Here is a 21767-nt window from a genome sequence, read left to right on the forward strand (position 1 = left end):
TAACTATGCAATTTGATAGCGTTAATAAAGCTAGGGGTATTAAACGTCTTTTTCTCGCCTGTAAAAACTCAGGTCGAGCTTTTTATTGGCTAGCTACTAATGAGGTCGCATTTAAACAAGAAGTTGTATTATTGGTACTTTCTTTGTTCGTGGTTGGTGTTTGGAATATTGGCATCTATGAAAAACTACTGCTGGTTTCGTCAGTTGTGTTTATTCTGTTTGCTGAGATTATTAATACTGCCATTGAAGCTGTTATAGACCGGATAAGCTTAGATCTTCATCCATTATCCGGGTTGGCGAAAGATTTGGGTTCCGCCGCCGTGTTCGTGGCAATTTTACTTTGTGTAATCGTCTGGCTAACGGTGTTGCTGAATAACTTATAAAGCTGCAAGAGGATTGTATACCCTACATACACTTACTTACATCTTACTGACATCTGTATGGCTTAGGGTAAATCACTGTAAATTAAGCAATTTTCATTCCAAAGTTGTCATATATCCGCTATTCAAATGTAATAAATGTGTGAATTTACAAAGCTTGACTAAATATTTCTCACTTATGTAAATCAATAACTCTATGTTTTTACTTAATAATATTTGTAGCTAAAGGTTTTACTTATACCCCTGCATAAACTTGTTTCTTCCGACAAAGCTGTAGTTTTTTTACTCTTTTCTTAGCAAGCTGGTTTGCCATCAAAGAGACAGTTTTAAATGTATCTCCTTTTTTTGGTGCACTTACTTGCAGCTTTTGGGAACACCCCATTTTAGAGCACTCTCCAGGAAGGCTGTTATTTCACAGTAATCTTACATGCTTCATAGAAGAATAAATGCGTTAAGGCAATTAGGAGTAAAGATGAAACTCAAAAAATTAAATGTTGCGGTACTCGCTGGGCTAGCCAGCTACACACTTACGATGCCCGTTATGGGCGCTGCGAATGCACAAGATGTAGAAGAAGCGCAAGAAAATGTTGAAAAAATAGCCGTGGTAGGCGCCCGTGGTGCACCTCGCTCGGTTACCAGCTCACCCGTACCCGTTGATGTTATCAGTGAAGACGAACTAAATTCCGTTTCTTTCTCTGACATGAACGATGTCATGATGACACTCGTCCCGTCCTACTCTGTTAGCAGACAACCTATTTCAGATGGTGCCTCCTTTATTCGTCCGGCAAGTTTACGTGGTCTTCCTACAGATAAAACCTTGGTTTTGGTAAATGGTAAACGACGCCATCGCTCGGCGTTAGTTGCTACCAGTGGTTCCGGGACGCAAGGGCCTGATTTAGCCACTATCCCCACTGCCGCGATTAAAGGGCTTGAAGTGTTGCGCGATGGTGCTGCCGCTCAATACGGCTCAGATGCCATTGCTGGGGTTATTAACTTTAACCTTAAAGACAATGATGAAGGTGGAAGCTTCAGCGCTGAAATGGGCCAATATTATGAAGGGGATGGCGGCTCTATTACTCTTAGTGGGAACAAAGGGTTTTCATTGGGCAGTGATGGTTTTGTAAGTGTTTCTGCTGAATATGTTAATCAGGAACGTACGGACCGTTCCGAGCAATATTGTGAAAGTTGGTTTTGTGTCACGGATCAATCAGAAGAATTCCAGGAAGCGCAAAAAGAGATGTCCAACAAGTATTTTGACTCTGACAATGCAAACCCTTGGGGGCAGCCTGAAAGTGAGGCCATTCGCGTCTTTGTCAATTCAGGATATACGGTTAACAGTAATTTAGATTTATACGCCTTCGGTAACTATTCCTGGAGCGACAGCAGCACAAACTTTTTCTATCGCTATCCGGGTAATAGCACTATAGAAGAAATTCGCTTAGAAGATGGCTCTATCTGGAGCCCAGAGGATATCTTCCCTGGTGGCTTTACGCCGAAATTTAGTGGTGAAGTTAAAGATTATTCTTTGGTGTTCGGTGGTAAAGGCATTTTAGATAGTGGCTTAGGCTATGATTTAAGCGCGCGTTACGGCTATGATGAGATTGCCTATACCCTTGAAAACACCATTAATCCCTCGTTAGGCGATGAAACACCGACGAAATTTCACCCAGGTTCCTTGTCTAACGAAGAATTCCAAATTCAGGGTGATTTCTTTTATGACATAGACCAATACGTCTTGGCCTTTGGTTTCAGTTATATGGATGAAACCTACGATCTGATCCCTGGCGATGAAGAATCCTATGAAGCGGGTATTTATTCTGCCTCTGATCCATGGGGCTTCTGTGATGATGACGGTGGCACAACCGAGGCCGGATTGGCGGTGATTGCCAATGGTTCAAGCCTAGATTGTTCTGATGAAGATGATCCTGTTTATCAAATTATGGGCGTAGGCTCTAACGGATTCCCTGGCTACGATCCTGAATACTCAGGCGACTACAGTCGTGATTCCTATGCGGTGTACGGCGATGTTAGCGGTGATATCACCGATGACTTCTTCGGTCAGGCATCGGTGCGGTACGAGGACTATTCAGACTTCGGGTCGGAGCTGGTGTATAAGCTAGCAGGTATGTATCAGATAACCAGCGAATTGGGTATACGCGGTTCATTCGGTACAGGGTTCCGCGCTCCTACGCCGGGTCAGCAAGGTACCACTAACGTGTCTACCACATTACCGGATGGCTATCCTGTAGCGCAGGGTTTGTTCCCTGCATCAAGTGACGTGGCACAGGCATTGGGGGCTTCAGAATTAAAACCTGAAAAGTCTACCAATATGACCTTAGGGTTAACCTACACGTCAGGTAATTTCTCTGCCACCCTTGATTACTACAACATTAAAATTGAAGATCGTATGTATGCCATCTCTGAATTGGATATTTCCTCTGATGAAGATGATGAGGAGGCCTATGAGAATTATCTGAAGTTACTGGCGGCGACGGACCAAACCACGGCTGACTCCATTGGTGCGGTAATCTACTTCCAAAATGCCTTTGATACGGTGACCGAAGGGGTGGATTTTGTTACCGCTTATAGCATGGACTCTGAATACGGTGATACCCGGTTCACCCTAAGCATGAACTACAACACCACCGAGTTTGATTCAGACCCAAGTGAGTATCTCGATGCTGAAGATATGTACGACTTCGAGCATGGTACGCCAAAAGTTCGCGGTGTATTCTCGATTGCTCACTCCATTGAAGATTATCAAATTATGGCTCGTGTCAGATACTTTGGCGAGTACGAAAATGTTGACTCAGTGGATACCAATGATGATGGCAGTATCATTTGGGATGAAACGGGCAAGCAAACATTTGGTGAGGAATTCATGTTTGACCTTGAAGGTACCTACCATATAAACAGTGATTTATCCTTGGTAGTGGGGGTTAGTAACCTCTTTGACAACTACCCAGATAAAGTGAATGAAGCGACGTCTGGTGATGCTTGTTGTGGCCGGGTATATAGTTCTGGCTCGGTAGTCGACTGGCAAGGTGGCTATTACTACACCAAGTTCCTAGCGCGATTCTAAGCAATTGTAAGAAAACAACAACATATAAAAAGCAGTGAGCGAAAACTCACTGCTTTTTTTAATGCTTATGATTTTTTCGTTTTTCGCCAGGGTTTTGGCGCACTCAAGAAGGCGCAAAAGAAGGGTTTAATGCCGTTGAGTAATATACCCGCCGGCTAAATTTGAGCGATGAAAATAGCCAATAAGCTTAATCGGGCTCATTTATGCCTTAAGACGGCTTTGTAAAAATGCACGCAGGGTGTCACTCAGGGGCGCTTTTTCATTTTTTTTGAAGTTAAACATGACGGTGCGAACTCGACCCTCGCATGCCACGGCTTGCTGGGCCGTAGAAAATACCGTGTAATGAGTCACAAAACCGGTGTCGGTGATGTCACTTACGCCCACGCCCACTAATAGATGGTCAGGATAGGTGACAGGGCGTTTATAGCGGGCATAGTTATCTGCCAGCACGGGGCCTATCTTGTCGCTTTCCAATGCTGCAAACAAACCTGTCCGGGCAAAGAGCTCTATTCGGGCAATTTCAAAGTAGCGGAAATAAACTTTGTTGTTAACGTGCTGCAAGGCATCCATATCGCTCCAAGCAACGTCAATCGGTTGGGCGTCGGGAAATTGGGTTAGAAAGGCTTTTTGCGCATCACTCATGCATTGTCCTTATTTTTGCTATTGTCTGGTTTGATCACAGTAACAAAGAATGGGTCTCAGGTTAATTAAAACCGAGCTGAGGTGAATGAAATTTCGTCTCAATTGCAGAGGTTTGGCATTATTTCTTTGCGGCTTTGAGGCCGAGTTGCTCTTCTGCCAATTTAATAAAGTCTTCATCCAGCGGCGGTGGTGAAATATCCACATGCTTACTGAGCGCTTTAACAATGGTTTCCATTACGTGAACACGGGCATACCACTTGTGTTCGGCGGTAATAAGGTGCCATGGCGCGTGTTGGGTATCGGTATAGTCGAACATATCTTCAGTGGCGGCTTCGTAATCATGCCATCTGGCTCGGTTTCTAATGTCTTCTTCGGTGAGCTTCCAGCGTTTGTATGGGTTGTGCAGCCGTTCTTTAAAGCGGGCTAATTGTTCCTCAGGAGAAATGTGCATAAACAGTTTGATAATGCGCACGCCGTCGTCTGTTAACATGCGTTCAAATTCATTGATTTCCTGATAAGCACGACGCCAGGCGCGCTTTTCGGTGAGCTTTTCTACCCGCTCCACCAATACCCGTCCATACCAAGAGCGATCAAAAATAGCGATTCTACCGGGTTTGGGTAAACGGGCCTGAAACCGATAGAGATAATGACGACCCTGTTCTTCCGCAGTTGGTGAAGCTATGGGATGTACTACAAAACCTCTGGGATCAAGGTTCTCGGTTAAACGCCGAATAGCACCGCCTTTCCCTGATGCATCCCATCCTTCAAATACCACAATAGCGCGCTTGTGCTGGTGAAAATAGGCTTGTTGTACATGGAGTAATTTTGTTTGCCATTTTTTCATGCAAGCTTTGTAGTGTGCCTTATCTTGGATTTGCGGCGGCGTGCCTAGCTGATCAAAACGAATTTTCCGCTTTTTCAATATTATCGGTGATACGTATTGGTCCATGTGAAGGCTCCGGTTTTCTTGACGATGATAAAGATAATTAGGTAAATAATTTGCGCTTAAAAGATATCAAACGGTATAGAACTGTACCGAAATGTATACTAAAGTGGCCTATTGCAAATGAACGTTTCAGCGTAGACTTACCGCATTAGATACAACGTACCGTTAACAGCATTTATACCATATATCAGCCTGTTGAAACTGTACAATTAGATAGGTAGCACACAATGAAATTAGTAAAAGCAATAGCCGGATTAGCCTTAGTGCTAAGCGCCAATGTCAGTGCAAACCTGATTGTTAATGGCAGTTTTGAAGACAATAACGTCGCTTCAGGATCTTGGGCGAAATACCAAGCCAATGCCGTAAATGGTTGGGATGGCCGGAACTTTGAAATATGGGATAACCGTGGTGGTACCGCGGCGTACGAAGGCAATCAAATACTTGAATTGAATTCATGGGGCGCTCCAAACGTTGATAATAACGCATATATGATCAACCAGTCTTTTGATTCAGACGTAAACGCATCCTACGCGGTGGAATTTGCTTACAAAGCCCGAAGTAAAAACGACGAGTCATTCTTGTTTGAAATTAGCGATGATATGGGCAATACCCTCTTCTCTCAGGTTTTAGATGATCACACAAAAAGCGATTGGCGAACGTTTGATACCAGGTTTTTAGCGACCAGCACATTGTCGTCCATTAGCTTTACTTCCATAAGCGGTGGTACGGTGGGTAATTTTATTGATTCGGTTAGCGTTACCGCTGTATCTGCTACTGCAACCAGTGTACCTGAGCCTGCAACGTTGGCGCCTTTTGTCGCTGCATTATTGCTTGTGGGTGCTCGTCGTATGAAAAAAGCAGCTTAAAATCAACGAACTGTGCAAAGGGCCTCCATGGCCCTTTTTTTATATCCTTCGATTACCTTAGGGCGTAGCCTCTATAAACCGTGTTGTTCTGCCTAAAGCCATTGCAAATTTGTTCTTCTGCGTTAGCATGTTGGTTAAATTATGAACAAGGACGGCAATTATGGAACCCCAATCAACCGATATCGGTGAACTACTTTCATCATTTAACATTCCCGAAGAACTCAAAACTAAAGCTTATTCCGATGTGTACTTTGAACAGGACGGACGCAAAATCTATTTTGTTGATTTGGTTATGGAAGGCGGCGGTATGCTGGGCTTAGGCCTGGTGGGGTATACCTACGTGTTGGAACAATGCAATATCCGCTTTCGCAAGGTGGCAGGGGCCTCTGCCGGTGCCATTAACGCCATTGGGATCAGTGCGGCCGGCACGCCGGATCAGGAAAAAACGCCGGCCATTGCCCAGATACTCGATGAGGTGGCTTTTTTTAGTTTTGTTGACGGTCCGAGCAATATCAGAACCCTTATTCAGAACTTTAATAAGTCAGGCTGGGGGCACAAAATTTTTCGCTACACTATCGGTGCTGCCAGTGCAGTGGTTCGGTTATTTAAAAAGCGGGGGCTGAACCCCGGTGATGCGTTTTACCAATGGATGGAAAACAAGATACTCAAACCTTTTGACGCCCTTACCGTGGCCGATTTGGAAAAAAAATGGGTGCTGGCCGATGATATCGACTTGGTGCATCCGCCTCAGTTTAATTACACCAAAGGCGAAGCGTTCAGTGATCTTGCTGTTAAAGCCAGTTGCATGTCCATTGGCGTAGAAGTGACATTTCCCAAGCACCGGGACTTATTTTATGCCCAAGGCAGTGCTGCGCCTGTGGCAGATTTTGCCCGTGCGAGCATGTCCGTGCCCATTTTCTTCGACCCCTTTGTCTTAACTCATATTCCTCCCTATCAGGCCATTGCTGAGCAATTACAGACCGAATTTTCCCATGTTTTAAGTGATCCTGATGTCTACGGCGAGTCGGCAACCTTTGTGGATGGTGGACTCATGTCGAATTTTCCCTTTGATGTTTTTCACGCCAGCGTGGGAAAAACACCTTCCATGCCGACCTTTGGGGCTAAACTGGGGTTCGATGTAGACAGGTTTGACAACACCTCGTTATTTAAATACTTAACTAACATGGTGGATATTGCAAAAGGCAACAGTGATAGGGAATACCGACACACCCATTTTGCTGATTATTCTCAGGTGGTAAAAGAAATTGATACCACGGGTATAGCCTGGTTGGATTTTGACATGTCCGCCGAAGATAAGAGGAAATTGATTGAGAATGGCTGCAATGCCGCCGTGGCCTTTTTGCAGGGGTTTGATTGGGAAAGCTATAAGCAGTTTCGTGAACAAGAAAATCAGTTGTTGTTGGCGCGTTTGACGAAAGAAAACTAAAACATCGGCGTCAGGGACATTATTGTATGTAGAGATGCAGGAAAAAGGCCTCTATACTGGATGTTTTGTATTCAATGAGAGATGCGTTTGTGAAAACCCCCCTGCTACTTGCCTTGCCTTTTTTAATGGCGATTCAATGGTCGCTGATGGCCTTGCCTGCTAATGCAAAGGTCGGGCAACACAGTGCTGATATCACCACACCTTTTGGCCCGCCCGAGCGGGAATTGATGGTGGAGGTTGAAGGGGGGAAGGTATATGTGAGAATCAATGGGCTGTCTCACACGGACGCTATTCCCGTTATTTTTGTACATGGTGGACCGGGTGGCACCCATAACGGCTTTGCCAGCATGTTGGGGTTAGCCAATGAACGCATGGTGATCATGTATGATCAGCTCGATAGCGGGAAGTCCGAACAGCCCAATGATGCGGCGAATTGGCGGGTGGAGCGCTTTGTTGAATCGCTGGATAAAATAAGACATGCACTCAACATTAAACGCTGGCATATTGTTGGACACAGCTGGGGCTCTGCGTTGGCCCTTGAATATACGGCAAAATATCCACAACATACCGTATCGACGGTGTTAGGCGGTACCTTTATCTCTACACCACACTGGATCATGGACGCCAATCTGCTTGTGCAGGCCGCCCCTGAAGAAACAAGAAAAACCCTTAAACAATGCGAGTCTGATGCGCCGCCCGCAGACCCAATTTGCCAAGAGGCCTACACCGTTCTATATTCACGCTATTATCAACCGGTAGCGCCAACAAAAGCCGCTCTGGCGTATTACAAAAACGTGGGTGGAAAGGGGTTCAACCCGCTTATTTATAATCAAATGTGGGGACCAAGTGAATTTTCATCCACGGGGGTGCTCAAACACTATGATGCCACCCACTTATTATCAGACATAGATGGGAGTCGTACGCTGTTTATGATAGGTCAGTATGATTCTGCACGTATTGATACTGTGCAAAACTATATTAAGCTCACCCCCGGCGCTGAGCTTGCCGTGGTACCCGGTGGGGCTCACGGTTTTTACCGCGACCGGCCGCTTATTACCCAAGCTATATTGCAAGACTGGCTTACTCGTCAAGACGCAGCCATTGAAGTAAACCGATAAAACGGATCCGCTAAATACGTGTATTTAACAGAAGGTTTTTAACAATGACATCATCTACGCCCAGCTCCACTCATACGCCTGTAGTTATTCCTCAAGAAGCATTTGATTGGTACGACGAATACGCCCATGGCGACATTGATCGTCGTACTTTCTTAAGCCGCCTGGCGTCCTTGTCCGTGGCGGGTCTATCCGTTGGTATCATCGGCAGTGCCCTTATTCCCGATTACGCCAAAGCCGAACAGGTTTCCTTTAACGATCCAGCAATAAAAGCGACATACGAAGAATTTCCATCCCCAGAGGGCCATGGTACCGGTGGCGGTTATTTGGTTGTGCCTAAAGGGTTAACAGAAGAACAAAAAGCACCTGCGGTCTTGGTGGTGCACGAAAACCGTGGTTTAAACCCCTATATCAAAGATGTGGCAAGACGTTTGGCCACAGAAGGCTTCATTGCGTTTGCCCCCGATGCCCTGTTTCCCCTTGGCGGCTATCCGGGCAACGACGATGACGGCCGCGCTATGCAACGAAGCTTAGATAGCGCGAAAATAGAACAGGATTTTATTGCTGCGGCTAAATGGCTGGGTAATCATGATAAAACCACCGACAAATTAGGCGTGGTGGGTTTTTGTTTTGGCGGTTACATCAGTAATTTTTTAGCAGCGGCCTTACCCGATGTTATTGATGCTGCGGTGCCATTTTATGGTACGCCAGCAAAAGGCGAGCTTCTCGACCAGGTAAAAGGTCCCTTATTGTTACATTTTGGCGAAAACGATAAACGGGTAAATGCCACCTGGCCTGAGTATGAAAAGACACTGAAAGCCAATAAGGTGGTTTATACGGCACATGTATACGCCAAAGCACAGCATGGTTTTCATAACGACTCTACAAGCCGCTATAGCCCCAAAGATGCCGAATTGGCGTGGCAGCGTACCATCGCCTTTTTTAATCAGTATTTAGGGTGATGTCACGGGCCTAAAAGACACTTCCCCCCTCGCGAAGAAAACAAAAATCCCCCGCGAGGGGCCTCGTGTTAATTTGACCAGTCGTCAATATAGGAATGGTAGTTATTCCGCCATTGTTCAACCGTCAACGGGTTACCGTCCATGTCTACCATGGTGGCGTTAAACAAATTGGTAAATTGATAATTCTCAGTGGCCAAATATTCATCAATATCCCAGGGGTACTCATCTGAATAGACATTCGTCACCAGCGCTTTTAATTCAGACATGAAGTTCACCAAGGTTTCTCTTCCGTTGGCTTCTTCTAAATATTGATAAGCAAGGGCGTAGTGACCATAGGCATTATCAACGTATGTTTCATCGAAACTGTAGATCACAAGGGTAGGATCATATTCATTGTGCTTCTTTTTCGCCACTGTACCCATACCGCTTAAATAGGTTGCCTGACCTTCTAACCACCATCTAGGAAGGGGTTGGACTAGGGAGGCATCCATGGTGAAAACCGTTTGTATGGTATGAATTAATTCGTGGGTGATAAGTTCGTCGGCGTCGGAAGGGGGGTTAACCGATGGTGCCGCAATGACGATCCCCGCATAGGTTCCTTCACCCCAATAAGAATCGTTGTCTTCTTCGTGTAAGCAGACATAAATTTTGTCATCTATATTTAACGAGGAATATTCATCAAAGTCGAGTTCTTCTTCGATAACAGTATCGATGACCGTTTGCGCGTCGGTGTAGGTGGCAAGGGTAACCGCCCATTCATACCGGTTAAAGTTAAAATCTTCTGTGTCACTGGTTTCGAGTATCTCTGTGGGTAATGTGAATTCGCCATATGATGATGAAGAATCATCCTTCAGATCTATCAGCCCTTCGAAGAAACGGTTTCGTGCCAAAAAGCGTGCATGGGTGCGTTCTGCGTAGAATTCTTCCTTGGTAATACCCATGACATCCAGTGCGTCTTGAAAGTAATTTTCCACCCAATTCGCTGCAGTTTCAAAATCGGAATCTGGTAAGTCTGGATTGCCAAAAACATACACGTTTTCGGTTTCATAGTATTGCGTACGGTTTTCCTCGCATGACAAAGCAAGTGTGCCCAAACTCTCCGCATCATAAGTGCCGTTCATATCTGGTGAATAATAAACACCGGTGTCGTCACTGAATTTAAAGCTTCCTGGTACAGAAGGTACACTTGATGTGTCGTTGTCAGAGTCACCTGAACAGCCGGCTAGAAGGCAGGCGAACCCTACCATGAAGATGGTTTTTTTCATTGATTTAGTTAACTCCAAGTCTTGTGTAAAACGGTGTAGCTGGAAAAAGTGAAATAAAGGCTACGAAACATTCACGACCATGTGTTATGGCAGTGGTGTGAAACCCTAACAAGTTCAAGGTTATGGCGAGACTATTCTTGTGGAATAATTGATATATATAACAGTGACTTATGATTTCAAAAATCAAATTATCAAAGATGATACAGGGAGGGAAGAGGGAAAAAGGAAGGCGTCACTTTATTTTTACCAATGGGGGTAAAAAAATGTAAATGTTGAAACTATACCGGAAAAGTGATTGATGGCCCCTAAGTGTAATCTGTCGAGAAAAGCGGCTTACCTGACGATGTTTATACTCTTCATTGACGATATTTCGCCCTAAAGCTGTCCGTTTAGTCAACTATTGCAAATCTTGTGTAAAGAATACATAAAGTTATGTAAGTGGCTATACCCGTAAGTGTAATAAAGATGCAATATAAATAGAGAACAATCTCGGCGCATAAAAACACTACGCCACACAACAACATAATATCTATAGATTGTTTTGGGTGTGTCTAATGGCAAATACTCTTGATGGGAGAGAAACATGAAAACAAACAGGCAATTCAGCCGCATTGCGATGGCTGTGGCGCTTTCTATTGGCCTGGCAACCAGTGCTGTTGCAGCAACAGGTCAATCATCTGCCATGCGAGGCACCATTGTTGGACCAATGGGGAACCCTGCAGCAGGCAGTAAAATTACTATCATTCACCAACCTTCTGGAACCGTTAAAGAGGTTGTTGTTAACGAGGACGGGCTCTTTTCCGCACGGGGTTTACGTGTCGGTGGTCCTTATATGATAGTGGTAGAGTCAGAAAAGTTCCAAAGTCGAATCATTGAAGATGTATATTTAGATCTCAATGACACCTTCGAACTTGATGCATCGTTAGAATCCTTATCGGATGTGGAACGCATTACCGTTACAGGTACACGAGATTTCTTTTCTAATAATGGCTCAAACTCGGTGTTTGATGAATCTAAGATTCAAAACGCACCGACCTTTAACCGTGACATTAAAGAATTGGTAAGAAATAACCCCTTGGCAGTTGTTAGTGCGGATGGGGAAGAGTTGAGTATTGCCGGTAGCAACCCAAAATATAATACCTTTACCGTTGACGGTGTGGGTGTTAATGATACTTTTGGTTTGCAAGATAACGGTTATCCTACGTCTCGTTCGCCAGTTTCTTTAGATGCCATCAGTCAAATTTCGGTGGAATACACACCTTTTACTGCTCGTGCGGGTAAATTTGGTGGTGGTAATGTTAACGTGGTTACTAAGTCTGGTACCAATGAGTTCCACGGCACCATGTTCTACGAAGAAACGCCTTTTGTTGGTACCGCAAAAGATAAGAAGCTGAACAATACCACTTACGATGTGGACAACAACGAAACCACTTACGGTTTCACCATTGGTGGTCCCCTCATCAAAGATAAGTTGTTCTTCTTTGGTTCATACGAAAAGTGGGAAGAAGACGCAGGAACAACTTACAACGAAGATATTTATGATGACGAGTTGGTGGATGCGGCGAATGAAGTGATCAGTATCCTGTCCAGCACTTATGGGTTAGAAGACTCTATCGCCACCAGTGCTGATCCTGATGAAGATGAGAAAATCTTGATCAAGTTAGATTGGAACATCAACAACGATCACCGTGCGGACTTTACTTATAGCCATCAGGAAAATACCGCAGCTCAGGTATTTAACGATGACTCAGATACTATCTATCTGCAATCTAATACCTGGACGCTGGCGCAAGAGAATACCTACTATACGGCCCACGTATACTCTGACTGGACACCGGATTTCCAAACAGAAATCAGCCTATCTTATAAAGAGTTTGATCAGCAGTCTATTACTGCGACAGACTGGGGTGAAATCAACATCGATACCGCTGATGGTTCCGATAGCGGTTATTCCATAGTTGCTGGTACTGATGAAAACCGTCATGCCAACGTACTGAAAAATGAAGTATGGAATTTTGCTGTTCATGCTACTTATCTGGCCGGCGATGTTGAATATAAATTTGGTGCCGAACTCGAAGATACTTGGAATTACAACCTATACGGACGTGACTCCTTAGGCACTTGGTATTTCGACGATCTGGATGATTTTGAAGACAAAACCATCTCTTATTTTGAATATTCCAACGCCTATACCAATGATGTTCAGGATCTGGCGTACGATGTATCAAGCACCACATATTCACTTTATGGCGACGCCACCTATGAGTTGTTTGACAACTTTACGGTTACCGGTGGATTGCGTTATGAATACCTGACGGTTGCTGATTCACCTAGCGAAAATAGTAACTTCGTTAGTACTTACGGTTTTTCAAATACCGAAAATCTAGATGGCTTCGATATCTTGCTTCCTCGTTTTAGCTTTGATTGGGCCCTCAACGATGATTTGACCGTGCGTGGTGGTGTGGGGCGCTTCTACGGTGGTATGCCACTGGTTTGGATTTCTAACGCCTACACTAACGATGGCGTAACCAAAGACTCTGTAGCTTACTCATCACTGGATTCAAGTGCAGTAGATTTCACCTCCGTACCTGAAGTGGCGCAAGCTGCGTTAACGCAAGGGGCCGGTAGTACTAACTCTATCGATCCAGATTTTGAATTGCCATCTGATTGGCGTTATCAAATTGCGGCGGACTATGTGTTTGACGTACCCGGACTGGGTGAGAACTTTGCCTGGACCAACGAATTTACCTATGTTGACCGTCAGAATGCGGCTTACTGGGTAGATCTATCCCGGGTGGATAACGGTAACAGCACCGTGGAAGGACGTATCATCTGGGATAACGTTTACGACGGAACAGATTACGAAGGCAACTATGATATTCAGCTGACGAACTCTAAAGACGGTGGCCGCAGTATCCTGTTCACGTCTGCTTTAAGCAAGCAGTGGGACAACGGTTTCCGTTTCAATGCGTCGTATACCCACCAAGATATTACGGAAGCAAACCCAGGCACCAGCTCAACGGCGGAATCGAACTACCAGTACGAAGTGACTGTTAACCGTAATGAACCGCTAGTGGGTACAGCATACTACGAAATTGAACACCGTTTGGTGATGAACTTAGGTTATACCCATCAGTTCTTTGAAGGTTATAACACGACCTTTGATTTGTTCTTCGAACGTCGTTCAGGCCGTCCTTTCTCTTGGGTACTGGGTTCTTACCAGGATGATGACTTAGGTGATCAGTCTGAGTTTGACGATTCTGACATCTATCTGCCGTATCTGCCTTCAAGTGATAGTGATCCTGCCTTCGACTTCGATGCAGGCTTAAGCTACGACGAAATCATGGCCATTGCGGAAGAAGCAGGAATCGCAGGCTCTGCAGGTGGCTATGCGGGTAAATACACGAAAACTCAGCCGTGGATCACCACCATGGACTTATCGATTTCTCAGGAAATCCCAGGCTTTGCTGAAGGGCACAAAGGCAAGATTTATCTGAACATTGATAACTTCGCTAACCTGCTTAACAGTGACTGGGGTAACGTGTACGAGATGCAGTATCCTCAAGCCATACTGTATGATTATGACATCAATGATGAAGGTCAGTACGTGTTGTACGAAGCCTATGGCGGTACAGATACGAGTAACTATGACTCCTTTGATGAAGAAGCCTCAACTTGGCGCATCAAAGTGGGTATAAAATACATGTTCTAAATGACGTGTTTTTATAACCATAAAAAACCAGCGAATTTTCGCTGGTTTTTTTTTGTATCTTAAAAAAATGGGGGGGTTATAAGTCGATGACCACCTGATCAAAATAGACGATGGCGCCGGTACCATCCATTACGGAGAAACCGGAAAAATCCACATAATCTTTTTTCTGCGACATGGCATAGTTGTCTTTTTCATGGATCATTTCGTATTCATCAGTATTGGCTTTGGTTTCACTAAAGACACCGAGGACTTCTTTATCGGTACCATGACGGATTTGCTTGCTGTTCAGTAGCAATTGATTTTCTTTCTTATCGTAAATAAACGAAAGAAAAAACATGCCTTTATCAGAGGTATTAATAAATTGTTCGATAAAGGTGATTTCGTCACTTTTTATCCGCGAATTACTCACGTCGCCATAACCAAGCCAGTAACTACTCCAGTCATTATCATCAGCAAAAACAAAACTAATGGCATTGTAGATATCCATTTTGGTTTCGTTGTTATTGGGTAATTTTAGTTCGCTCACCACACTGGTGATCAGGGTTCTTACGCCTTCATCCAAGGTGCCAAACTCATCCAGAGCAGCGGCATTGAAAGAAAGCAGAAATGAGGTAATTAGTAGCAACTTTTTCATCTTACATCCTTAATAGTCATGGCAATGTCTAATCCGTTATTGATGGAGCGTAGAAATGACCTCATGGCTCTTCTTTTGCTGACACATGGCCTGAAAAGTAAGAGAAATGCGGCGAAAACCGATCTTATCAATATGGCTATAATTACAGCTTTTTAATTAGATAATCCAGTAATAGCCGGACTTTTGTGGAAATATGTCGTGTTTGTGGGTAGACCGCCCATATGCCATCATCTTCGATTTGATAGTCTTGCATAATGACATCTAGTCGTCCTTTCTCGATATCTTCGTTTACGTAATAATCGGGTAATTGCACTATCCCTAAGCCTTTACGAGCGGCATCGCGAATAGCAATACCACTGTTACAGCGTAGTCTGGGTTGTAACCGAAAGGAGGTTTGTTTGCCTTTTACCTTAAACTGCCAGTGCGATGATGTGCCCGCAATGCATTGGTGCTGTTTAAGTTCGCTAATGGAGGTGGGGGTACCATGCTCGTTAAAATAGGCCGCCGATGCACACGTGTACAAGGTGCGATTGCCTAAACGTCTGGCGCGAAGAGTGGAGTTTTCCAAATCACCTAGGCGTATGGCAAGATCATAGTTTTCCTGTACTAAATCCAGCACCTGATTACTTAAATTTAACGTTATTTCAATGCGCGGGTTAGCAATCAGAAAGTCATTAATTAACGGGGCAATAATGCGCTCGCCAAAGGTAACCGGTGCCGTCAGTGTTAACTTGCCCGAAGGGGTAAGTTGCTGCGCTGTAATATGCCGTTCTGCATCATTTAACTGATCAAGCACGTGACGGCACTGATGATAAAATTGCTGTCCCATGTCGGTGGGCGTGACAACGCGGGTGGTGCGGTTAAGCAGTTTTGTTTCTAGTCGGCGTTCTAACATCGTCACTTTTCGACTGACTTTGGCTGTGGAAATGCCGAGTACCTTACCGGCAAGGGTAAAGCTGCGTTGGTCGGTGACGGTGACAAATTCTACAATGCCTTCTAAATTCATGGCTCACCTATTATTTCATTTATGAAAAAGTGATTTTCATTTTAGCTGTATTGTTACATTTATGGAGTAGGTTACAATAGTAAAATATTAAACGAATCATATTTACAGCGGGAGAAGTTGGATGGCTGAAGTTATTACATGTAAAGCGGCTGTGGCGTGGGAAGCAAAAGCGCCTTTATCAATTGAAGAAGTACAGGTTGCGCCCCCTAAGGCTGGTGAAGTAAGAATTAAAATCTTAGCTACCGGAGTATGCCACACGGATGCTTTTACCTTGTCAGGTGAAGATCCTGAAGGCGTGTTTCCAGCCATCCTCGGTCATGAAGGCGGCGGTATTGTAGAGTCCGTGGGCGAAGGCGTGACAAGCGTTCAGGTGGGCGATCATGTGATCCCGTTATACACGCCCGAGTGTGGTGAGTGTAAATTCTGTAAGTCGGGAAAAACGAATCTGTGTCAAAAAATTCGCGAAACCCAAGGTAAAGGGCTAATGCCTGATGGCACCACACGTTTTAGTATTGATGGCAAACCCATTTTTCATTACATGGGCACATCCACCTTTTCTGAATACACAGTTTTACCAGAAATCTCGCTGGCTAAAATTAACCCGGAAGCGCCTTTAGAAGAAGTGTGTCTGTTAGGTTGTGGTGTAACCACAGGCATGGGGGCGGTAATGAATACGGCCAAGGTACAGGAAGGCGATACGGTAGCGATTTTCGGACTCGGTGGCATTGGACTGTCGGCAATTATTGGCGCGACCATGGCCAAAGCTGGGCGTATTATTGCTATTGATATTAACGAAAGTAAGTTTGATCTGGCGAAAAAGCTGGGTGCCACGGACTGCATTAACCCTAAAAATTTCGATAAGCCTATTCAAGAAGTGGTTGTTGAAATGACCGATGGCGGTGTGGATTTTTCCTTTGAATGTATTGGTAATGTGAACGTGATGCGTTCTGCATTGGAATGCTGTCACAAAGGTTGGGGCGAGTCGGTTATTATCGGCGTTGCGGGCGCGGGACAAGAAATTTCAACCCGTCCATTCCAATTGGTTACCGGCCGTGTATGGCGTGGTTCTGCCTTTGGTGGCGTGAAAGGGCGTTCTGAGTTACCTGAGTACGTAGAGCGTTATATGGCGGGCGAATTTAAGTTGAATGATTTTATCACTCACACCATGCCCTTAGAGTCGGTGAACGAAGCCTTTGACCTGATGCATGAAGGGAAAAGCATACGTAGCGTTATCCATATGGCATAAGTGCTGATTGCAGTGATATCAAACCGGGGTGATACCCCGGTTTTTTTCGTTTTGAAGAAAAATTTAAGGCAGGCTAATTTTTCCCATGGTGGTGTTAGGGATCTGATAGTCGTTTCCTGCAAAACAGGCGCTGCCCCCTAGGGTTTCATTGGCAAGAATGGCAAACAACATGGCCTCTTTGGCGTCGGGATCAATACCGAGGGTAGAGAGGTTTTTCAGTGTGATCTTTGCCGGTAATTCTTCGGCGATGGTTTTCATTAGCACCGGATTGTGAACGCCGCCACCACTAGCATAAATCGTGGCCGTCATGTCGCTTCCCAGTGTCTGTATGAGGCTTTCTGCGATACCTTTGGCGGTAAAGGCGGTTAATGTGGCAATCACATCTTCATTGCTTAATGATAAGGTATGGCTTCTTAAACGCGCTTGATATAAATAGTCCAGATTGAAGACTTCCGGGCCAGTGGTTTTGGGTACCGAATAGGTAAAAAATTCATGTTGCAACAAGGTATTGAGTAGATCGGGGCTAACTGTGCCAGCGGCGGCAAGCATACCGTCTTTATCGAAACGTAAGTGACCATATTGCTGGCAAACAAAGGCATCAATGATGGTATTTCCCGGCCCAACATCGGTGCTGAAAACCTCATTTGCGCTATGGGAAGCGGGCAGCCAGGTGAAATTGGCAATGCCTCCCATATTTAGCAAAATCCGATTTTCTTCGGGGGACGAGAACACCAGATAATCACCGTACACCGCAAGCGGCGCGCCTTCACCACCGGCTGCAATGTGCTTTTGCCTAAAATCCGAAAAGGTAATAATCCCCGTTATTGTCGCCAGTCGATCGCCGTCACCAATTTGCAGGGTGCCATTGCCATATTGGGATAAACCATGTTGTTCCTGAGGACAATGAAAAATCGTTTGTCCGTGGCTGGCAATGCAGTCGATGTCGTGATGATTAATTTGCCATTGTTGCAGTGCCTGAGTAACCATTTGCCCATGACATTCCCCCACGTAGCCGTTGAGCAGGGTGACTTCCTGTAGATCCACGGTGCGTTTGGCAAAAACATCACGAATGGCGGATTGGAATGAAGCGCTATAAGGCACGGTAACAAATTGCTCAATCGTGACCTTGGTGCCTTTCCCGTAACCGCGGATATGACACAGTGCGATATCAAGACCATCTAGGGATGTACCACTCATCAAACCGAGAATGCGACGGCTGGGTTTCTGACTACTGGTAAAAAGCTTTTCAATATAACTGTTCATCGAATAAATCACACTCTCTCGGGCTCTGCGCCGACGCTGTATGTTGTCGGGCACACTTTATTAGGCACTAGAAGCGTAAATTTAGCACGTTAAAATAAATTATTCTTGATATAAATGTTCAATTGTTATAAAAAATTGTTACATTATGACGATAATAAGAACGCTTTTTAATCATAGTGGACTTTATTCTTCCTGGAAGTGGACCTGGCACTTGCACTGGCGGAATTACATTTTCCTCAACACACTATTGGAGATATCATGGAACGCCATAGTAGTTACTCACCTGTTCGCCGTTTTACCAAAGCGGCTTTCGCCGTTCAATTAGCAGTATTATCCGCAACCAGTGCAGCCCAAACGTCCTCTGACGATGACATTGAAGTGGTCAATGTGACGGGCTCTCGCATTCCTCGTGCCGAAGTGGTATCCACCAGTCCGGTTACCTCAGTAGAAGAATTTCAGCTTAAACTCGATAGAGCCGTCAACGTTGAAGATATTATATTTAAGCTGCCACAGGCGCCTAGCAGCGGCGCAAGTGGTAGTTCTGCAACCACCATTGATTTAAGAGCGTTGGGACAAAACCGTACTTTGGTCTTACTCGATGGTACCCGTGCGGTTCCCTTTGGATTTCGTAATGCGGTGGATGTTAACGCCATACCCGCCGGTTTGATTAAGCGGGTTGATGTATTAACCGGCGGCGCGGCAGCGGTATACGGTGCAGATGCGGTAGCGGGTGTGGTTAACTTCATTATGAATGATGATTTTGATGGCGTTGAGTTTTCTACCAGCTATGAGATGCCCGAAGATGGCGCAGAGCAATTCAATGCTGAAGCCATTTTTGGTGGTGATATCTTAGACGGTAAAGGGCATTTGACCGGTTTTGTCAGCTATGCCGATCGCCAGGCTCTATATGCCGGTGATCGTGAATTTGCCATGGAAAACAACACCGAAGTGATTAATACCGGCGGTTATTACACAGATGTGGCGTCAGGAAACAGTTTCGGTATTGATGATAGCGGTTCGCTCACTGAAGACAGAAACACCGTCGATTCCACCGCCGGTAGCTATTTGGTTTCGCCCATGACCCGTCAATCTACCGGTTTATTCTGGGATGTGGATTTACACGACAACGTCACCATGTATGGTCGCGCCCTGTATTCACAAATGGATGTGTGGTCTTCCGGTAGCGTGGGCCAAACGCCAATATCTGTGAATGAAGAGGTGACCCTTACCGAAGATAACCCTTATATCACCGATGAAATTGCCGACCAGCTTACCTTCGATGAGAACGGCGAAGCCGTGGTGAATGTGGAGCGTAATTTGGGGTTGGGGCTGCAAAAAACCAAAACCGATCGGGATCGTTTTCAGTTCCAGGTTGGATTCCGCGGCGACATTACCGATTATCTGCGTTATGACGGCTACTTTCAGCACGGTAAAACCGACGAATCCGATACGGTTTATAACTCAGGGTATGAGACCACGGCCAGCGGCACCAGTAGCTTTGCCGAAATCGCCAATAGCGTAAACATTTTTGATCCCTCCGTGGCGTTAACGGATCTTGAGACAACCCTGACTTACCATACCCGAGAACGTACACAAAATGTGGCGGCCATTACCTTTTCCGGTGAATCAACGCCGTTATTTGAATTGCCAGCCGGGCCTGTGAGCTATGCCGTTGGTTATGAGTATCGCCGCGAAGCCGGTGTACAGCGTCCGGGTGATGCTTTCAGCCTTGGTACCACCTACTCATCAAGCAGTTCGGTGTATATAGATGCCAGTTTTTACAGTAAAGAAGCCTATTTAGAAGTCCTGGTGCCTTTGCTGGTGGATAAGCCGTTTATTCAGGAACTGGATTTTGAAGGTGCGTATCGGGTGTCCAGCTATTCGAATACCGATGCCGACGATACCCATAAACTGGGCTTAAACTGGACAATCAACGATGATTGGCGTGTACGTTGGACCCGTCAATCGGCATTTCGCGCGCCTAACTTAGGTGAGTTTGCAGGTCCCGTTTCGGCGTTGTCTTTGGCAATATTCGACCCTTATAGTGATCAGTTCATCAGTAGTTTGGCAGGCCGTTTTGAAGGCGATCCTTGTTTATTGGGAACCGGTGATGCTGAACAATGTGCCCGTTTTGGTGCGCCAGAAGTGGGAACCGAATGGGATTCTTCCACCGCCCAGTATACCTATGGTGGTAACCCAGATATTCGTCCGGAAAAAGCTGACTCCACCACCATTGGTGTGGTTTATACGCCTGACTATATTGATGGCTTTGACCTAACGGTAGACTGGTATCAAATTGAAATTAACGACGCCATCTGGGTAATTCAACCGGCTGCGGCACTGCAAAGCTGTTATATCGATAACCCGGTTGCCAGCAACCCCTTGTGTGATGCGGTATTGCGTGATCCTGAAACCGGCTTTATTACCACCGCACTGGTTAATGACTTTAACGTATCGAGCTTTGCCCAGGAAGGACTGGATATTTCAGCCCAATACAAATTTGATGCCCCACAAAGTATTGGCGGTGAATTTAGCTTTAATTACTCCGCCAACATCGTTACCTTGGCAGAAAAACAGCTGGATCCCACGTTACCCGTGGAAGATTGTAAAGGCACTTATGGTACGGCCTGTACCGGCGATTACGCCAGTTCACTGCAAGCTGACTATAAGCACCGTATGAGCTTTGGCTGGGCGCTGGAAGCATTAAATATGCAGGTTAGCTGGCGTCGTATTGGTGATGTGGTTTATGCCAGCGATCCTAGTATTTCCATTGCGGCACAAAACTACGTTGACGTGGCCGCTTCCTGGCAGGTGAATGACAGCCTGAATATTGGTGCAGGTATTGATAACCTCTTCAATAAAGAAGCGCCTGTACCAGAGGCCGGTGCAACCCGCTTTAACACCGTCAGTGGTTACGATGTGGTAGGCCGTTCCATTGGCGTATCTATGAGATACACACCAATGTTGTAACGTTACCCCTGAGGTAATCGCAACATCTAGCATGCGGTCGTATTTACGGCCGCATTGCTGTAAAAACAGTGGTAGGTTTATTTTTACCGCCAGCAATTCTGTGTACACTCACCACAGAAATCCTTAAAGAATAAATATTAAATTACATTGTGTGATTTTGGCTGGGATAAATAATTTAATGATAGAGGCGTTTTATGATTGCTAAATTGGTTTCGGGCAGGCGGTTATTGC

At 45.3% G+C, this 21767-nt stretch carries 15 protein-coding genes; 9 read left to right on the forward strand and 6 right to left on the reverse strand.

Going from position 1 to position 21767, the window contains the following annotated elements; translation table 11 throughout:
* Positions 1–5: 5 nt before the first annotated feature.
* Both V5298_RS02565 and V5298_RS02570 read left to right on the forward strand, forming a co-directional pair.
* Positions 6–383 (forward strand): diacylglycerol kinase, encoded by a 378-nt coding sequence (locus tag V5298_RS02565; protein WP_332929901.1) that lies wholly within the window; start codon positions 6–8, stop codon positions 381–383.
* 469 nt (positions 384–852) lie between these two features.
* Positions 853–3462 (forward strand): TonB-dependent receptor plug domain-containing protein, encoded by a 2610-nt coding sequence (locus V5298_RS02570; protein ID WP_332929902.1) that lies wholly within the window; start codon positions 853–855, stop codon positions 3460–3462.
* 201 nt (positions 3463–3663) lie between these two features.
* On the opposite strand, the gene V5298_RS02575 is transcribed toward V5298_RS02570, so the two are convergent.
* Both V5298_RS02575 and V5298_RS02580 read right to left on the reverse strand, forming a co-directional pair.
* Positions 3664–4104: an acyl-CoA thioesterase gene (locus V5298_RS02575; RefSeq protein ID WP_332929903.1), complete on the reverse strand. Its 441-nt coding sequence runs from the start codon at positions 4102–4104 to the stop codon at positions 3664–3666.
* Positions 4105–4222: 118 nt separating this feature from the next.
* Positions 4223–5053 (reverse strand): polyphosphate kinase 2 family protein, encoded by an 831-nt coding sequence (locus tag V5298_RS02580; protein ID WP_332929904.1) that lies wholly within the window; start codon positions 5051–5053, stop codon positions 4223–4225.
* 224 nt (positions 5054–5277) lie between these two features.
* Between V5298_RS02580 and V5298_RS02585 the strand changes: the two genes are divergently transcribed.
* From V5298_RS02585 to V5298_RS02600, 4 genes are all read left to right on the forward strand, one after another.
* Positions 5278–5916, forward strand: a complete 639-nt coding sequence (locus V5298_RS02585; protein ID WP_332929905.1) for a DUF642 domain-containing protein — start codon at positions 5278–5280, stop codon at positions 5914–5916.
* Positions 5917–6076: 160 nt separating this feature from the next.
* A complete protein-coding gene (locus V5298_RS02590; RefSeq protein WP_332929906.1) occupies positions 6077–7363 on the forward strand; it encodes a patatin-like phospholipase family protein in 1287 nt (428 codons plus the stop codon).
* A gap of 74 nt (positions 7364–7437) precedes the next feature.
* Positions 7438–8481: a proline iminopeptidase-family hydrolase gene (locus tag V5298_RS02595; RefSeq protein ID WP_332929907.1), complete on the forward strand. Its 1044-nt coding sequence runs from the start codon at positions 7438–7440 to the stop codon at positions 8479–8481.
* Positions 8482–8525: 44 nt separating this feature from the next.
* Complete coding sequence (locus V5298_RS02600) at positions 8526–9440, forward strand: dienelactone hydrolase family protein (RefSeq protein ID WP_332929908.1); 915 nt, start codon at positions 8526–8528, stop codon at positions 9438–9440.
* Between the two features lie 68 nt (positions 9441–9508).
* On the opposite strand, the gene V5298_RS02605 is transcribed toward V5298_RS02600, so the two are convergent.
* Entirely contained in the window at positions 9509–10705 is a 1197-nt protein-coding gene (locus V5298_RS02605; protein WP_332929909.1) for a hypothetical protein, read from the reverse strand.
* A 583-nt stretch (positions 10706–11288) separates the two neighbouring features.
* On the opposite strand from V5298_RS02605, the gene V5298_RS02610 reads away from it, so the two are divergent.
* Entirely contained in the window at positions 11289–14417 is a 3129-nt protein-coding gene (locus tag V5298_RS02610) for a TonB-dependent receptor (RefSeq protein WP_332929910.1), read from the forward strand.
* Between the two features lie 76 nt (positions 14418–14493).
* Here the strand turns inward: V5298_RS02610 and V5298_RS02615 are convergent, their stop codons facing one another.
* Complete coding sequence (locus V5298_RS02615) at positions 14494–15051, reverse strand: hypothetical protein (RefSeq protein ID WP_332929911.1); 558 nt, start codon at positions 15049–15051, stop codon at positions 14494–14496.
* A gap of 142 nt (positions 15052–15193) precedes the next feature.
* Complete coding sequence (locus V5298_RS02620; protein ID WP_332929912.1) at positions 15194–16057, reverse strand: LysR substrate-binding domain-containing protein; 864 nt, start codon at positions 16055–16057, stop codon at positions 15194–15196.
* Between the two features lie 121 nt (positions 16058–16178).
* Between V5298_RS02620 and V5298_RS02625 the strand changes: the two genes are divergently transcribed.
* Positions 16179–17303, forward strand: a complete 1125-nt coding sequence (locus V5298_RS02625; RefSeq protein ID WP_332929913.1) for an S-(hydroxymethyl)glutathione dehydrogenase/class III alcohol dehydrogenase — start codon at positions 16179–16181, stop codon at positions 17301–17303.
* 63 nt (positions 17304–17366) lie between these two features.
* Here V5298_RS02625 and V5298_RS02630 read toward each other — a convergent pair whose 3' ends face one another.
* Positions 17367–18566, reverse strand: coding sequence for an anhydro-N-acetylmuramic acid kinase (locus V5298_RS02630; RefSeq protein ID WP_332929914.1), 1200 nt, complete (start codon positions 18564–18566; stop codon positions 17367–17369).
* A 258-nt stretch (positions 18567–18824) separates the two neighbouring features.
* On the opposite strand from V5298_RS02630, the gene V5298_RS02635 reads away from it, so the two are divergent.
* The gene (locus V5298_RS02635; protein WP_332929915.1) at positions 18825–21536 is read left to right on the forward strand and encodes a TonB-dependent receptor domain-containing protein; all 2712 of its coding nucleotides are present in this window, start codon (positions 18825–18827) and stop codon (positions 21534–21536) included.
* The last annotated feature ends 231 nt before the right edge of the window (positions 21537–21767 follow it).

Source organism: Alteromonas sp. 14N.309.X.WAT.G.H12 (assembly GCF_036697315.1).
GTDB lineage: Bacteria > Pseudomonadota > Gammaproteobacteria > Enterobacterales > Alteromonadaceae > Alteromonas.

Coding starts and splice junctions, on each gene's coding strand:
- V5298_RS02565 (WP_332929901.1), top strand. CDS start 6: ATGCAATTTGATAGCGTTAATAAAGCTAGGGGTATTAAACGTCTTTTT.
- V5298_RS02570 (WP_332929902.1), top strand. CDS start 853: ATGAAACTCAAAAAATTAAATGTTGCGGTACTCGCTGGGCTAGCCAGC.
- V5298_RS02575 (WP_332929903.1), bottom strand. CDS start 4,104: ATGAGTGATGCGCAAAAAGCCTTTCTAACCCAATTTCCCGACGCCCAA.
- V5298_RS02580 (WP_332929904.1), bottom strand. CDS start 5,053: ATGGACCAATACGTATCACCGATAATATTGAAAAAGCGGAAAATTCGT.
- V5298_RS02585 (WP_332929905.1), top strand. CDS start 5,278: ATGAAATTAGTAAAAGCAATAGCCGGATTAGCCTTAGTGCTAAGCGCC.
- V5298_RS02590 (WP_332929906.1), top strand. CDS start 6,077: ATGGAACCCCAATCAACCGATATCGGTGAACTACTTTCATCATTTAAC.
- V5298_RS02595 (WP_332929907.1), top strand. CDS start 7,438: ATGAGAGATGCGTTTGTGAAAACCCCCCTGCTACTTGCCTTGCCTTTT.
- V5298_RS02600 (WP_332929908.1), top strand. CDS start 8,526: ATGACATCATCTACGCCCAGCTCCACTCATACGCCTGTAGTTATTCCT.
- V5298_RS02605 (WP_332929909.1), bottom strand. CDS start 10,705: ATGAAAAAAACCATCTTCATGGTAGGGTTCGCCTGCCTTCTAGCCGGC.
- V5298_RS02610 (WP_332929910.1), top strand. CDS start 11,289: ATGAAAACAAACAGGCAATTCAGCCGCATTGCGATGGCTGTGGCGCTT.
- V5298_RS02615 (WP_332929911.1), bottom strand. CDS start 15,051: ATGAAAAAGTTGCTACTAATTACCTCATTTCTGCTTTCTTTCAATGCC.
- V5298_RS02620 (WP_332929912.1), bottom strand. CDS start 16,057: ATGAATTTAGAAGGCATTGTAGAATTTGTCACCGTCACCGACCAACGC.
- V5298_RS02625 (WP_332929913.1), top strand. CDS start 16,179: ATGGCTGAAGTTATTACATGTAAAGCGGCTGTGGCGTGGGAAGCAAAA.
- V5298_RS02630 (WP_332929914.1), bottom strand. CDS start 18,566: ATGAACAGTTATATTGAAAAGCTTTTTACCAGTAGTCAGAAACCCAGC.
- V5298_RS02635 (WP_332929915.1), top strand. CDS start 18,825: ATGGAACGCCATAGTAGTTACTCACCTGTTCGCCGTTTTACCAAAGCG.